The sequence below is a fragment of the Morganella sp. GD04133 genome (assembly GCF_029835375.1).
GTDB lineage: Bacteria > Pseudomonadota > Gammaproteobacteria > Enterobacterales > Enterobacteriaceae > Morganella > Morganella morganii_B.
Genome location: NZ_JAODZS010000007.1, coordinates 1 through 14124 on the forward strand (window position 1 = coordinate 1; position 14124 = coordinate 14124).

Genomic DNA, 14124 nt, shown 5'->3' on the forward strand with positions numbered 1-14124 from the left:
GTTGCAACCTTCGCTGCCGTTGCCGGTCTTCTGCGTTGTTGCGAGGCTGCGTATATTACGTTTCCTCATTTGGTGTCAAGTATTTATTTTCAGACTTTTCACCTTGTTATCTCAGCGGACTTCGCGTCCTGTGCTGTGACAACGGATGCGCATTATAGGGAGTTTTTATCTGACCGCAAGGGGTAATTTATAAAAATGTGCTGACTGCTGATTAATGCAGCAAATCATCCTGTAATCGTCAGTTTTTTCAGCGATTCGAGTCCCAATTGCTGCAAAACCGGCTGTAATTTCTGTGTCGCTTCATCATCCCGCATGCAATACGCCACGTTTTTTTCAGCGGTTAAGTAATGAGGTTTCTCACTGTTATTGATTAACCACTGCACGCGGCGGGCAATCGCTGCACCGGAGTCCACCAGCCGGGTGCCGTCCGGTAATGCCGATTTCAGTTCTTCGGCGATCAGCGGGAAGTGTGTGCATCCCAGCACCACGGTGTCGGGCGGCTCTTTCATATTCCGCCACGGCGCAAGGATAGTTTCCAGGGCACCCGCCGGAATCGCCTCACCGTACAACTTGCGTTCTGCGAGTTCAACCAGCTCCGCCGATCCTAATAGTGATACCTGGCACTCAGAAGCAAACCGGTCAATCAGTTCCCGGGTGTAAGCCCGTTTTACTGTCGCCCGTGTTGCCAGCAGCCCGACCAGGCCGTTACGTGTCAGTTTCGCTGCCGGTTTGATCGCCGGAACCACGCCAACCACCGGAATGTCGGACATTGCACGCAGTGCAGGCAGCGTAATAGTGCTTGCGGTATTACAGGCAATGACAATCACTGCCAGCGGATGCTGCTGAGCAATCTGACGGACAATCTTAGTCACACGTTCGACAATAAAGGCTTCGGTTTTTTCACCGTAAGGAAATGCCTCATTATCGAATGCATAGATATAGTGGAGATCAGGAAGTAATTGTCTTACTTCCTGATAAACAGATAAACCGCCCATGCCGGAGTCAAACAGCAGTACTGTCGGGCGGGTTTTCGGATCAGAAGTTGTAGCTTCCTGTGAGGAAGTATTCGCGGCCAGCGGTTCGATAGCCATACGCAGTCTCGTAGTCTTTATCAAACAGGTTAGCTACTTTACCACGAATTGTCAGATGGTCAGTGATCGGATATGCGGCAGTCACATCAAAAAGACTGACTCCGCTAAGTTCAACACGCTCCGCCGGATACTTATTCCAATCCGTGTCATAACGTTTTCCGATATATTGGTACGTAACTCCCATATCAATATCTGCAACTACCCAGTCAAGCTGATATTTTACTTGCTGTTTTGCTCTGCGCTGCAGAATTTCGTCTTTACCATTACGCGGATCAACATACTGCAATGTCAGTTGATGATGGAAAATACCGGTATCCATTTCACCGACCCACTCAACACCTTTTATTTTTGCCGTATTTTCATTCAGATACTTATTATTTTCATAGATAATAAGATTGTCTATGTCATTCCGGTATGCAGATAAACGCCAACTTAATGGCCCGGACAGTCCCTCAAGGCCAATCTCCCACTGCTTACTTTCTTCCGGCTTCAGATTAGGATTACCCTGTGCCCATTTACTGCTGTACAACTGCCCCAGGTTTGGTGCTTTAAATGCAGTACCATAAGAACCAATTAAACGATACCCATCAATAAATTCCCAGCCAGCACCTGCCTGCCAGGTTGAGTGCCATCCGAATTCAGAGTGATGGTCGCTGCGCACCGCACCTTCGAGAGTAAACTTCTGAATTTCTTTTTGTCCGGTCAGATAGATACCTGTATTGTCAGTACTTTGCTTATCCAGAACAGACGCTGAGTTCGCATCAATTTCTTGTCGCTGCCAATCAACCCCGGTACTTATACCGCCATTTTCAATAGAAAAATGGTTACCCCACTGGATGTTATACTGTTTTGAATTATCGACACTCGAGTCAGCACCGTAATTTCCATATACAGAGTTATAGTTATAATCTTTCAAATGGCTATAGCTTGCCAATAACTGTGTATCATACATCCCGCGGCTGAAACGAAGGCCGGTATCTATGGCGCGATTAAAGATCTCACCCTGATCTGTTCCCCCGGGAAATGAAGGCGCATATGTAGTTCTGTTATTCCAGCCATAGGTTCTTGCAAAAACACCCATTTCATCCGATAACTGATGATCAACACCAAACCACCACGATTTACTCATCGCTCCGTGTTTATTGTGTGATGGTTCATAAACAGGTGATGTGTCATCCAGGATATTATACCCCTTCGTATAGACATAACTTCCGGCCGCACTCAGCGTTGTATTTTCACCTATTTTTTGCATGGTAGACCCATTGTAATTCTGGAAACCATGCGAACCTATTCCGGCATTTAACGTTGTGCCCGGATTTTCCCGCGTCGTAATTATGTTGATGACACCACCGACTGCATCAGAACCATAAATGGCAGAGCGGGATCCCCTTATGTATTCAATTCTCTGAACAAGCGCAATAGGCAATTGGCTCATGTCAAACGCCCCGGAAACGCCAGCCTGATTAGTGCGCATACCATCGATAAGAATGAGAGTATGACGGGCTTCAGAACCCCGGATTGACAGAGTACTAAACTGACCAACGCCACCATTTTGGCTGATATCCACCCCCGGGAGTCTTCTCAGCACATCCAGGACAGAATTCGACTGCCACTTATCTATCTCTTCACGGGTTACAACGGTTACCGGTGCCAGCACGGACGAAACCGGCTGCTGAAAACGGTTAGCAGAAACAATTATCTGATCATCTTTAGTATTAGCAGAAGCGCTAAACGATAACGCGGAAAACACGGCCAGTCCGACAGCGGACAGCGCATAAGGCGAGGTCATTTTCATTTTTTCCTGAGCACCCACATATATATAAAGAGGATGCCACCCGTCTGCTTTGTAGCGTCAGCAGGACGGACGACAAATCTTCGGCAGGTCTTCGGACTCAGGAGGGTACTACGTGATTCCCCGCAACGACTTCCCGTCATTTATAACAGTGTCATCGTGTTGCTTTTACCATTACCGCTGCGCGCCAGTTCCGGAATTTCACCGGATTCCCTTTTCATTCTTATGAAGAAACCGAATTATCATGCTACGATCCGGTTTTAAAACCTGTCCAGAATAAGATGTCTGAATTGTCGGGCGGAACACTTTAATCACCAGGACACGAACATTTTTTGTGATCAGCAAAACGGATCGACGCGCCATGCACAACACGTTACCTATTGAAAATTATGAAGAACAACTTGCGGAAAAGGCAAGAAGTCTGCAAAAAATGATGCAGCCTTTTCAGGCGCCGGATGCTCACGTATTTGCGTCACCGGTTTCACACTACCGGATGCGCGCTGAATTCCGTATCTGGCATGAAGGGGATGATCTCTGGCATATCATGTTTGATCAGCAGACCAAACAGCGTATCCGGATTGATACCTTCCCGGCCGCGAGTCAGCTGATTAATGACATGATGCAGGCCATTTTGCCGTTACTGAAACAGACCCATCTCCTGCGTCACAAACTTTTTCAGATTGATTATCTGTCGACACGCAGCAACAAAATTATTGTTTCCCTGCTCTATCATAAAAAACTCGATGACAGCTGGACAGAAGCCGCCAAAACATTACGGGCACAATTGCAGTCACAGGGTTTTGATTTACAGCTGATTGGCCGTGCCTCTAAAACAAAAATCATGCTGGATAATGATTATGTTGATGAAGTTTTACCGGTCGCAGGTAAAGAGATGATTTACCGCCAGGTGGAAAACAGCTTCACGCAGCCGAATGCGGCGGTCAATATCCATATGCTGGAGTGGGCACTTGCCGCGACAGAAGGTTCAGAGGGCGATTTGCTGGAGCTGTATTGCGGCAACGGCAATTTCTCACTGGCACTGGCGCGTAATTTCCGCCGCGTGCTGGCAACCGAAATCGCCAAACCGTCAGTGGCTGCCGCGCAATATAATATCGATGCTAACCATATCGATAATGTGCAGATTATCCGTATGTCCGCGGAAGATTTCACACAGGCAATGCAGGGCGCACGTGAATTTAACCGTCTCGCGGGGATTGATCTGTCCTCTTATGAATGCAATACCATATTTGTCGATCCGCCACGCAGCGGACTGGATGCGGAAACCGTCAAACTGGTTCAGGGCTACGAGCGGATTCTGTATATTTCCTGTAATCCGGAAACATTATGTGAAAATCTGGAGACACTGAACCAGACACATGATGTCGTGCGGCTGGCGCTGTTTGATCAGTTTCCGTACACCCCGCACATGGAAAGCGGCGTTTTGTTGATCCGGCGCGGATAAGTTGTTACGGGTTTTCCCAAAAAGTTCTTGATCTTTGATCAGGAACTTTTTTACTTTATGAGTTTATATCAATTATTTCTTTATGATCTCCGGCTGACGTCCCGGTTTTCTTTATTCATCAGAATGATCCACTGAGGCCGCTGGCAAGCGGTGAAAAATACGTCATAAAGTGACATTTAAATCCTGTAAATATTCATTCAACGAATATTCATTACACTCATAACATTTCAGAGACAAAAAATAACCCTCACGCAATAGATTAACAACCCACCCAAGTCCATTAAAAAAAACGGTTTCGGTAAATAAATATTTAACAATTTACTGTGAGCAGTTCCTGATATTAATTATTCTTCTGAATTTAAGGTCTTATTTTTATTTTCACTCCTCTATACTCGGCCATAAATAATCCCGCAACTTAACCGAAAGGTATTTTTATGTCTCTGAAGAAAATGACGTTAATTTCAGCCGCCCTGTTATTTGGTAGTTTTCAGGCAAATGCACACAATGTTTGGATTGAACAAACTGACGGCTCTGATTATGTTGTCCGTTTTGGTCATAATCCGACAGAAAAATATCCGGAAAATAAATTAAAACCGGTTCAGGCGGTAATGCATGACGGTAAAATAGAAACGGTCAGCACCACCTTTAAAGATGGTGAAGCTTACTTTGTTATGCCTGAGAATGCGTCAATTATATTATTAGGTTACGACAACGGTGTCTGGAGTAAATTAAAGAACGGCCGTACCGTTGAGAAAAATAAAATTGAAGTACCGGATGCTGAGTTCAGCAAGAACCCGATTAAATTCAGCAAAAATATCGTCAAATGGGATGACAATGCCACAAAAGTCTTTAACACCCCGTATGAGCTGGTACCGATGACCAAACCGGTGGCCGGTCAGGAGGTTGAGATCAAAGCCCTGAAAGATGGTCAGCCGCTGGAAGGCATGAAAATCGCCAAAAGCGAAGAAGACCCGGGTGTGCTGACCAATAAAGACGGCCTGGCAAAATTCAAAGCTGAAAAAGGTGCCAATAAAGTTTACGCCGAATACAAACTGGACACACCGGATAATAAAGAATACGGGTTCCAGCAGCTGGAATATGTTTTATCTTTTGACGCTGAGTAATTAAACGTTATGAAATCTGTTTATTTATTTGTCATTTTACTGATTAACGGGGTGCTGTTGGCAACAACAGCACAAGCTCATTCCATGCATGTGGTTGCACAGCTGGAAGGAAATGTGATCAGCGGCCAGTCTTATTATTCTGATATGTCTCCGGCAAAAGATACTTATGTCGGTACGTATCTGAAAGGCCATGAAGATGATGAAATATCCGGTAAGACCGATGAAAAAGGGTATTTCAAAATCGACGTCCCGGCGACCGGTGATTATATTCTCTATGTTGAAGGTGATGAAGGGCACAAAGTGGAAACGGAAGTGCCGGTTATTTCCGCCACTGCCAATACCGGCAGCGGTGATTCCTCTTCCGGTTATATTCAGATCCGCCAGGATATTGACCAGCTGAAGAATAAGATCTATCTGCAGAATATTCTCGGTGGTGTGGGCTATATCGTGGGTATTTTCGGTGTGATTGCGTTCTTCCGTGCCCGTGAATTAACGAAGCAGGCCGCCAAAAACGCCGCATAACAGGAGGAAGACCATGCATTTATCTGAAGGCGTATTACATCTTCCTGTTCTGGCCGGTGCCGGTGTGGTGGCAGCCGCCGGGGTTGCCATCGGCATCCGTCAGCTGGATACCTCGCGTCTGTCACTGGCAGCCCTGTTCGGGGCTGCGTTTTTTGTCGCCGGAACGATTCATGTACCGATCGGGGTCAGCAGTGTGCATCTGATCTTAAACGGACTTGCCGGATTGTTTCTCGGCTGGGCGGTTTTCCCGGCATTCCTGATAGCCCTTGCGCTGCAGGTGCTGTTTTTTTCCTTCGGCGGCTTCGCGGTTCTCGGGGTTAACCTGTGTAATATTTCCATTCCGGCGCTGCTGGTCTATTACCTGTTCCGGAACTCCCTGCGTCCGGGGCTGAGTCAGGGACGTCTGGTTTATCTCGGGATCATGGCCGGGGTTATCGGTACGCTGGGTACAGTGTGTCTGACCTCACTGGCACTGGTGCTCGACAGCGGTAAATCCTATATCGATCTGGTCTGGCTGCTGTTTATCGGGCATCTGCCGATTTTTGTCACCGATTCCCTGATCAGTGTCGGGATTCTGCTGGCGCTGGCAAAAATGCGTCCGGCTTCCCTGATGGTCAATCAGCCCGGGCAGCATACCTATGGATAACTGGCTGCCTCCCCACCGGCGCCTGCTTCTTGCGGTTCTCTGGGCTTTTTTGCTCAGCGGTATCCGGCAGACCGACTGGCTTATCGCCGGTCTGTCGGGTGCTTTTCTGCTGTTTGTTGTCTGCCGCCGCCGTCAGTTGGGCCGTTCACTGCTGACGGTGCTGAAACTGAATATTTTTATTCTGTTTGTCTGGCTGACACTGCCGTGGAAAATTGAGAGTCAGGGCATTGTGCAATCCCCGGCAGGGGTGTTTCTCGCCCTGCAAATCACGCTGAAAATGAATGCGATTCTGCTGTTTGTCTCTGCAATGCTGACAAACATGACAGATATCGATCTGGCGTGTGCGGTGAAACGTTACCCCCTGCCCGACAAGCTGATAAAGCTGTTTATTCTGACTATCCGCTATATCGCGATTTTCAGTGAAACCAAACAACAGCTTGAAACGGCCATGAAAGCACGGGGATTCCGCAAAGGGATGAATAAACGGACATTTACCATGTTATCCCAGCTGGTCGCCCTGCTGCTGATCAAAGCCATGCACAAAGCGGAAACCACTGAAATGGCGCTGAAAGCCCGGGGTTTTTACGCGCGTCCGTCTTCTGTTAATACAAAAAGGTCTGTTAATGACGTCCCCAAATCCCCTGATTCAGGTCAGCAATCTGGTTGTCAGCCGCAACAATGCGCCGATAATTCAGGATCTGAGCTTTGAACTGAACGCCGGAGAACGGCTTTTTCTGTGCGGTGATATCGGCAGCGGGAAATCGACCCTGCTGCACACACTGTTAGGTTTTATCCCGTTCACCGGAGATATTTCGGTTTTCGGTAAATCCCGTCATTCCGAAGATGATTTCACCGGGGTGCGCGGCCCGCTGGGATTGCTGTTTCAGCATCCGGATGATCAGTTGTTCGGCCCGGGTGTGCTGGATGATGTGATGTTTGGTCCGCTGAATATGGGAATGACACAGGATGCCGCACGGGAGCGCGCTTTACAGTGTCTGGAAATGCTGGATATTGTCCGCCTGAAAGACCGTGCTGTGACGGAGATTTCCGGTGGTGAGAAAAATTTTACCGCGCTGGCCGGTGTGCTGGCAATGTCACCGTCTGTTCTGCTGCTGGATGAACCGACCAACGGCCTGAATGAGAAAAATATTCAGCGTCTGGAAGCGATTCTTACACAGCTGAATCTGCCGATGATTGTTGCCTCGCATAATCAGCAGTTCACGCAGCGGATGGCGCACCGCGTGATCCCGTTTCCCTGCCGTGCCTGATACGGATACTAAAAAGCCGGTCAGTGACCGGCTTTTCATCGTCTTTCTGACACCAATTACTCTGTCACTTCATCCTGCCCGGTGGCACGGCGCTGCTTCATCGCCCGGTAGAGCCACACGGCAATAATCACAATAAAGACGGCAGAAAAGTAGTTTGATCCGGCTTCCGGATATTCCGCACGCATCAGGGCGTTATAGGCAAACAGACCCAGGAAGAACGTGCCGGTCACCAGCTTGGGCATACCTTCCGGCAGCATCTGGTTGAGGTAGCGCTGATGGAAACAATAAACCGCAAGACACAATGCCAGAACCGGAAAAACCGAAAAATGGACTGCGGAATTAAAAAGTGCTGAAAAAGTACCGTGTACTGAAAGCCCGACAATAAAAGCGAGCAGTAAGGTTCCTTTGTCACGGCGATACTGTTCCGTCATAACGTTCTCCTTGGTGATGTGTGCTAAATTAAAGGGGTATAATCGGGGTCATGCATTTTCTCTTGTTCACGGCGATACCAGTAATACGCGCCTCTGGCAATCATCCGCAGCTGTAATACCAGCCGCTCTTCCAGGTATGCCCGCTTTTCCAAATCAATATCCAGAGCTTCCGCACCGGCGCTGAATACGATGGTTACCATCGATTCTGCCTGCAGTTCAGTAAACTGACGCGGCATTTTACTTTCCAGTTCCAGATAGTCTGCCAGTTCTGCAATAAAATGCTGGATTTCCCGTGCGACCGCTGCACGGAATTCTGCGGATGTCCCGGAGCGCTCACGCAATAATAACCTGAAAGCGTTGGGGTTATTACCGATAAACTCCATAAATGTCGCAACTGATGTCCGGATCACACTCCCGCCTTTGGCGATACGCTGACGCGCCTGGCGCATCAGCTGGCGCAGCATCAGCCCGCTCTCATCCACCATCGTCAGCCCCAGCTCATCCACATCCTTGAAATGACGGTAAAAAGAGGTCGGGGCGATCCCGGCTTCACGGGCGACCTCGCGCAGGCTCAGACTGGTGAAGCTGCGCTCGGCGCTGAGCTGGCTGAAGGCAGCTTCAATCAGGGCCCGGCGGGTTTTTTCTTTCTGTTTTGCTCTTACACCAATCACGTTACTCACGGAATTCAGACTCTCAATTTATTCAGACGGATCAATATAACAAACTTAATACTTTTTTCAGTGATGATTAGCTTATGGCCGGTGAAATTCCCGAAAAAAGATTTTCCGAAGTGTGACCTGTAAACCTTACTAATCATAGGCTGATTTTCCATCTGATGTTAAGATGATGTTGTTAATTTATGTATAAACAGGTTATTTCTCATATGCAACAGAACCAGTTTGATGCCATTGTCATCGGCTCCGGCCCGGGTGGCGAAGGTGTGGCAATGGGACTTGTGAAGCAAGGGAAACGGGTTGCCGTAATTGAGCGTTATGATGACGTCGGCGGCGGCTGTACCCACTGGGGAACGATTCCTTCCAAAGCACTGCGCCACGCCGTCAGCCGTATTATCGAATTTAACCAGAATCCGCTGTACAGTGATAACTCCCGGGTTCTGAAATCGTCATTTTCTGAGATCCTGGCACACGCCGGCCGCGTCATTACCCAGCAAACCGGTATGCGCCGTGGTTTCTATGAGCGCAACGGCTGCACCATGTTCTGCGGTGAAGCCAAATTCACCGAAGAGGGTGATGTCCGTGTGCGCTACAGCGACGGCAGCTGCGATATTCTCCGTGCAGAGAATGTGGTTATTGCCACCGGCTCGCGCCCGTACTGCCCGCCGGATGTGGATTTCAGCCACTCCCGCATCTATAACAGCGACACCATTCTGTCACTGACACACGAACCGCGCCATGTCATCATTTATGGTGCCGGGGTTATCGGCTGTGAATATGCCTCTATTTTCCGCGGCCTGAGTGTGAAGGTGGATCTGATCAACACCCGCGACCGCCTGCTGGCGTTTCTCGACCAGGAGATGTCGGACGCCCTCACCTATCACTTCTGGAACAACGGCGTGGTTATCCGCCAGAATGAAGAGTATGAGCGGATTGAGGGCACGGATGACGGTGTGATTATTCACTTCCGCTCCGGAAAAAAAGTGAAGGCGGACTGCCTGCTCTTTGCCAACGGTCGCACCGGTAACACCGATAATCTCGGTCTTGAGCATGTCGGGATCACCGCTGACAGCCGGGGTCTTATCAGTGTCAATGATACCTATCAGACCAGCAACCCGGCGATTTATGCGGTCGGGGATGTTATCGGCTACCCGAGCCTCGCCTCGGCGGCTTATGACCAGGGGCGGATTGCCGCCCGTGCTATCACCCATGACGGCAATGCACCGCTGCATCTGATAGAGGATATCCCGACCGGGATTTACACCATTCCGGAAATCAGCTCAGTCGGTAAAACAGAGCAACAGCTGACGGCGATGAAGATCCCGTATGAAGTGGGCCGGGCGCAGTTCAAACACCTGGCACGGGCACAAATCGCCGGGCTGGATGCAGGCAGCCTGAAAATTCTGTTCCACCGCGAAACCCGGCAGATTCTGGGGATCCACTGCTTCGGCGAACGTGCAGCTGAGATTATCCATATCGGCCAGGCAATTATGGAACAAAAAGGTGAAGGTAATACCATCGATTATTTCGTCAATACCACCTTCAATTACCCGACAATGGCGGAAGCCTACCGGGTTGCCGCACTGAACGGGCTTAACCGCTTATTTTAAGCGGCAGGCTCCTGCTGATAATAAGCGCACATTTTTGCACGGATAGCCTCTGCCAGCTGGCTGTAACGGCTGCGCAGCGGCGACCCCGGACGGTATACCAGGATCACTTCACGGAACGGTTCCGGATTAGTGCAGGAGAGATAGCACACGCCGTCGCGCTTGTGCTCCGGCGGAATCGCCAGATCCGGCAGTAACGTGATACCACTGCCTGCCGCCACCATATTGCGCAGGGTTTCCATACTCGTCGCCCGGAAGTGGGTATCTTCCCGCGCGCCGGCCTGGAAACAGAATCCCATCGCCTGATCACGCAGACAGTGCCCGTCTTCCAGCATCAGCAGTTTTTCCCCTGCCAGTTCATGCATTTCCACTTCCTGGCGGGATGCCCACGGATGTTCATCATAAATCGCCAGTTTCATCGGCTCATTAAACAGCGGCTCTTCAATAAAGCTGCCGGTTTCTTTTACCCGCGCCAGAATCGCGCAGTCCAGTTTCCCGCTGTCCAGTTGCGCCAGCAGCTGATGGGTCTGGGCTTCATGCAGATACATTTCGAGCTTCGGCCATAACCGGTGCAGTTCCGGAATGATATGCGGCAGCAGATACGGGGCGATAGTCGGGATCAGCCCGATATGCAGCGGCCCCGCCATGCTTTCCCCCTGAAGGGAGGCCATTTCCTCAAGGATTTTCACCTCCCGCAGAATGGTCCGGGCCTGATCCACCAGCAGCATTCCCTGCTGGGTAAACAGGACTTTGCGGCTGGTGCGCTCCAGCAGCATCACACCCAGTTCATCCTCGAGCTTGCGGATCTGTCCGCTCAGTGTCGGCTGGCTGACATGACAGGCATCTGCCGCGCGGCGAAAGTGATTATGCTCAGAAAGTGCCACCAGATATTCCAAATCCCGGATATTCATGCCTGTGTCTCCGTCTGCGATTAATAGATAAAATCAATTGATAACTATCATAACGCAACTGCATTGTTAGTCGAGCTTAAATCACAGGCAGGATACAAGCGTAAACTGATGTTCAGGTGTTCCCGTCAGTTCAGATAAAAAATTCCGGTTATCTCTGAAAAATACTATACTGAAAAAGATAGTATTTCCAATCACACAAAATACGTTAATTTACTTGGTTGATATATTACAAATAAAAGGATTTTAAATGTCAGATCTAATGGATTTATGCAATGCAGACAGCAATGAAAATTATCCAAAATGGGGAGTGATTGATGCCGCATGGTGGCAAACATTTGGAGGGGACGATTACCTCAATAAATATAAAGACAGCTACCTTATTTATCACAAATCGAGTATAAAAAAATAGCATCACAATATAAAATACCTGCTGACTTATTAGGAAGTGTAGCCCGAATAGAAGCTGGCGGAAAACCTGATGGAGTAAAACAATATGTTGTTCTTCCAATCAGGCAACTTGATTATTCAGGCCCTGATTGGATTGACAAACATCTCACAATGACAAACCCGCCTGAGAATACATCTATCGGTATAGTTGCAATACAAATAAGAATAATAAGTGAAATGTTTGGTAAGAATCCGGAGAAACTAAGCATCAATGATGTCAACTACATATCCAATTGCTTACAAAAGGATATTTTTAACCTGAATGTTGTTGCAAAGCATCTTCACGACCTGATTGTTTATGATTTCCCTGATATTGATACAACAAATTTAACTGATGAACAATTCATCATTGCCGGCTCAAGATACAACAGAGGGAAAGAACGTAATTTAAATGATTTCAAACAATCCATTAATGCAGACACAAGCGATTACAGCTCAAGAGTGTATACTTCATATGGAAGAACGATGCTGAGAAACAGAAATAAAGTAAAAGCATTACTTGAAATTAAATAAATGGAGTAAACATGAAATTACTACTGATAGCCTATACTTTTATTTCATTATTAATAATAAAAATATTTACATCTTCAGATTATGAATCGTTATTAAGTGATGGTATTTACAGCGTCTGTGAACTACCAAAAGATAATGATTCAATATCCTATTTTTTGCCGATCCTGTGTTTCGTGCCATTTTTATTTCTCAAGAGAAATAAACTATTTTACCTGTCACTTTCATTTATTCTGATTTATTACATATGGAGAATCTGGCTCAGATTTTTATTTTGTTAGAATCATGTATTAATCGTGACCTGCGATGTTTTACCGGCTACAGCCAACACACCGCAGAACATAACCGGAAAAAGTCAGATATATCACTGTTGAAGTGCCGGGATGATTACCCGGCACTGGCCGGTGTTGCTACCGGTAAGCGTATGCCTTTACATCACTATTCCGCATTAACCGGTAAGAAAGTGCGACTGTGAGACCGGAGGCGGCGATATACACCCCGGCATATGTCAGGTTATATGACACCAGCCAGCCGATAATTAACGGGGTAAATCCGCCGATCAGGGTGGATGCCAGGTTATAACCCAGACTTAAAGTAGTGGTATGACCACGGGAAATACCGGCAATCACCGATGCCAGTGTGCAGGAGATACAGGACGCATTAATGGTCAGAATCAACTGAGCGGTAATCACCAGGGCGGTGTGTTCGCTGCTGAGTAAGAAATAAATTGGCACTGATAATATCACCAGACATCCGGCACTGATTTTAAAAACACGTTCCGCTGAACTGTATTTATCCGTCAGCCACCCGCAGATAAGAATAGCGATGAACAGGAAACAGGACGAGTATATTGCATAACCTTCTTTCAATATGTCTGTCTTAATCTGTTCACGGACCAGTGAAGAAGACATGTTATAAGAATAGAAAACAGCGGAACCCGGAATTGTCATCAGAAAGATAAGCAGCGCCTGATAGCCGTTAACCTGTTTGTCCGTTACCGGTTTAACAGACAGTTCCGGTAATCGTGTACGGAACCAGAAACTCATCATAATATTCGCCAGGCCAACCAATAACGGAATGCGCCAGCCAATACTTTGCATCATATCTGGTGTAAGCATCTTCTCCAGACACAAAACCAGTCCGAGGGAGATAATCACACCGAGAGTAGAACTTGCCACAACGAGTGATGACAACCTTGCTTGTTCATTATCTTTTGCATGACTGAACAGATACGTAATTAATGACGGATACTCACCACCAAAACTGAACGACAATGTCATTTGCAAAACTAAAACGGCGACAGGTGTATAAGATCCTAATACGTTAACCGGAAGTAACGCCATACATAACGTTGCAGTACCTGTTATCAGGCTGGTTAATATCAGCGCCGATCGTTTCCCTGCTCTGTCCGCATAACGTCCGATAATATAGCCGCCGATCGGACGTGCCAGAAAACGCAGCGCAAATATTCCCCAGACCATTTCAGTTGCTGATTCATAGCCCAGTCTTTCAAGCTCAGCACTGAGGTATACGGAGATTGCCGCAAAAACCGCGATATCGTAATACTCCAGTGCATTCCCTGCCACGGCACCCAGCCGGTATCTCCATTTCATTCTCAGTTCCCTTTGATCCTGGTAAA

At 47.8% G+C, this 14124-nt stretch carries 16 protein-coding genes and 1 riboswitch; of the genes, 10 read left to right on the forward strand and 6 right to left on the reverse strand.

Annotated elements, in window-relative coordinates; translation table 11 throughout:
* A partial coding sequence (locus N7387_RS04305) for a hypothetical protein (protein WP_279797162.1) occupies positions 1-186 on the forward strand: 186 nt, incomplete at its 5' end.
* Positions 187-224: 38 nt separating this feature from the next.
* Here N7387_RS04305 and murI read toward each other — a convergent pair.
* Both murI and btuB read right to left on the reverse strand, forming a co-directional pair.
* Positions 225-1091: a glutamate racemase gene (gene murI / locus N7387_RS04310; RefSeq protein WP_279797163.1), complete on the reverse strand. Its 867-nt coding sequence runs from the start codon at positions 1089-1091 to the stop codon at positions 225-227.
* Positions 1036-2886 (reverse strand): TonB-dependent vitamin B12 receptor BtuB, encoded by a 1851-nt coding sequence (gene btuB, locus N7387_RS04315; RefSeq protein ID WP_279797164.1) that lies wholly within the window; start codon positions 2884-2886, stop codon positions 1036-1038. Before btuB ends, murI begins: the two co-directional genes overlap by 56 nt.
* 64 nt (positions 2887-2950) lie before the next feature.
* Positions 2951-3137: riboswitch (cobalamin riboswitch) on the reverse strand.
* A gap of 107 nt (positions 3138-3244) precedes the next feature.
* Here btuB and trmA point away from each other — a divergent pair.
* The 6 genes from trmA to N7387_RS04345 all read left to right on the forward strand — a co-directional run bounded on the left by trmA (position 3245) and on the right by N7387_RS04345 (position 7905).
* Positions 3245-4345, forward strand: coding sequence for a tRNA (uridine(54)-C5)-methyltransferase TrmA (gene trmA, locus N7387_RS04320; protein ID WP_279797165.1), 1101 nt, complete (start codon positions 3245-3247; stop codon positions 4343-4345).
* 434 nt (positions 4346-4779) lie between these two features.
* Positions 4780-5469: a DUF4198 domain-containing protein gene (locus N7387_RS04325; RefSeq protein ID WP_279797167.1), complete on the forward strand. Its 690-nt coding sequence runs from the start codon at positions 4780-4782 to the stop codon at positions 5467-5469.
* A gap of 51 nt (positions 5470-5520) precedes the next feature.
* Positions 5521-5991, forward strand: coding sequence for an Additional component NikL of nickel ECF transporter (locus N7387_RS04330; protein WP_262864605.1), 471 nt, complete (start codon positions 5521-5523; stop codon positions 5989-5991).
* A 13-nt stretch (positions 5992-6004) separates the two neighbouring features.
* Positions 6005-6637, forward strand: a complete 633-nt coding sequence (gene cbiM, locus N7387_RS04335) for a cobalt transporter CbiM (RefSeq protein WP_279797168.1) — start codon at positions 6005-6007, stop codon at positions 6635-6637.
* The gene (locus N7387_RS04340) at positions 6630-7346 is read left to right on the forward strand and encodes an energy-coupling factor transporter transmembrane component T (protein WP_214179129.1); all 717 of its coding nucleotides are present in this window, start codon (positions 6630-6632) and stop codon (positions 7344-7346) included. Before cbiM ends, N7387_RS04340 begins: the two co-directional genes overlap by 8 nt.
* Positions 7261-7905 (forward strand): ABC transporter ATP-binding protein, encoded by a 645-nt coding sequence (locus tag N7387_RS04345; RefSeq protein WP_262883151.1) that lies wholly within the window; start codon positions 7261-7263, stop codon positions 7903-7905. The genes N7387_RS04340 and N7387_RS04345 overlap by 86 nt, the downstream gene beginning before the upstream one ends.
* A 56-nt stretch (positions 7906-7961) precedes the next feature.
* Here the strand turns inward: N7387_RS04345 and N7387_RS04350 are convergent, their stop codons facing one another.
* Together N7387_RS04350 and fabR are read right to left on the reverse strand one after the other, a co-directional pair.
* Positions 7962-8336, reverse strand: coding sequence for a YijD family membrane protein (locus N7387_RS04350; RefSeq protein ID WP_046892928.1), 375 nt, complete (start codon positions 8334-8336; stop codon positions 7962-7964).
* Positions 8337-8359: 23 nt separating this feature from the next.
* Complete coding sequence (gene fabR, locus N7387_RS04355) at positions 8360-9016, reverse strand: HTH-type transcriptional repressor FabR (RefSeq protein ID WP_262860765.1); 657 nt, start codon at positions 9014-9016, stop codon at positions 8360-8362.
* Positions 9017-9219: 203 nt separating this feature from the next.
* On the opposite strand from fabR, the gene sthA reads away from it, so the two are divergent.
* On the forward strand, positions 9220-10620 hold the full coding sequence (gene sthA / locus N7387_RS04360) for a Si-specific NAD(P)(+) transhydrogenase (protein ID WP_015422398.1): 1401 nt from the start codon (positions 9220-9222) through the stop codon (positions 10618-10620).
* Here sthA and oxyR read toward each other — a convergent pair.
* The gene (gene oxyR, locus N7387_RS04365; protein ID WP_004236590.1) at positions 10617-11528 is read right to left on the reverse strand and encodes a DNA-binding transcriptional regulator OxyR; all 912 of its coding nucleotides are present in this window, start codon (positions 11526-11528) and stop codon (positions 10617-10619) included. The genes sthA and oxyR overlap by 4 nt on opposite strands.
* A 247-nt stretch (positions 11529-11775) precedes the next feature.
* On the opposite strand from oxyR, the gene N7387_RS04370 reads away from it, so the two are divergent.
* On the forward strand, positions 11776-11937 hold the full coding sequence (locus N7387_RS04370; RefSeq protein ID WP_262883152.1) for a hypothetical protein: 162 nt from the start codon (positions 11776-11778) through the stop codon (positions 11935-11937).
* A gap of 149 nt (positions 11938-12086) precedes the next feature.
* The gene (locus N7387_RS04375; RefSeq protein ID WP_262883153.1) at positions 12087-12488 is read left to right on the forward strand and encodes a hypothetical protein; all 402 of its coding nucleotides are present in this window, start codon (positions 12087-12089) and stop codon (positions 12486-12488) included.
* 407 nt (positions 12489-12895) lie between these two features.
* Here the strand turns inward: N7387_RS04375 and N7387_RS04380 are convergent, their stop codons facing one another.
* Positions 12896-14098 carry an MFS transporter gene (locus N7387_RS04380; protein WP_279797179.1) on the reverse strand — a complete coding sequence of 401 codons (1203 nt, stop codon included), beginning with the start codon at positions 14096-14098 and terminating at the stop codon, positions 12896-12898.
* Positions 14099-14124: the final 26 nt, after the last annotated feature.

Bases quoted from the DNA above. Each gene is read 5' to 3' on its own strand.
- murI (WP_279797163.1), bottom strand. From the start codon at position 1,091: ATGGCTATCGAACCGCTGGCCGCGAATACTTCCTCACAGGAAGCTACA.
- btuB (WP_279797164.1), bottom strand. From the start codon at position 2,886: ATGAAAATGACCTCGCCTTATGCGCTGTCCGCTGTCGGACTGGCCGTG.
- sthA (WP_015422398.1), top strand. From the start codon at position 9,220: ATGCAACAGAACCAGTTTGATGCCATTGTCATCGGCTCCGGCCCGGGT.
- N7387_RS04370 (WP_262883152.1), top strand. From the start codon at position 11,776: ATGTCAGATCTAATGGATTTATGCAATGCAGACAGCAATGAAAATTAT.
- N7387_RS04380 (WP_279797179.1), bottom strand. From the start codon at position 14,098: ATGAAATGGAGATACCGGCTGGGTGCCGTGGCAGGGAATGCACTGGAG.
- trmA (WP_279797165.1), top strand. From the start codon at position 3,245: ATGCACAACACGTTACCTATTGAAAATTATGAAGAACAACTTGCGGAA.
- N7387_RS04340 (WP_214179129.1), top strand. From the start codon at position 6,630: ATGGATAACTGGCTGCCTCCCCACCGGCGCCTGCTTCTTGCGGTTCTC.
- N7387_RS04325 (WP_279797167.1), top strand. From the start codon at position 4,780: ATGTCTCTGAAGAAAATGACGTTAATTTCAGCCGCCCTGTTATTTGGT.
- cbiM (WP_279797168.1), top strand. From the start codon at position 6,005: ATGCATTTATCTGAAGGCGTATTACATCTTCCTGTTCTGGCCGGTGCC.
- oxyR (WP_004236590.1), bottom strand. From the start codon at position 11,528: ATGAATATCCGGGATTTGGAATATCTGGTGGCACTTTCTGAGCATAAT.
- N7387_RS04350 (WP_046892928.1), bottom strand. From the start codon at position 8,336: ATGACGGAACAGTATCGCCGTGACAAAGGAACCTTACTGCTCGCTTTT.
- N7387_RS04345 (WP_262883151.1), top strand. From the start codon at position 7,261: ATGACGTCCCCAAATCCCCTGATTCAGGTCAGCAATCTGGTTGTCAGC.
- N7387_RS04375 (WP_262883153.1), top strand. From the start codon at position 12,087: ATGACAAACCCGCCTGAGAATACATCTATCGGTATAGTTGCAATACAA.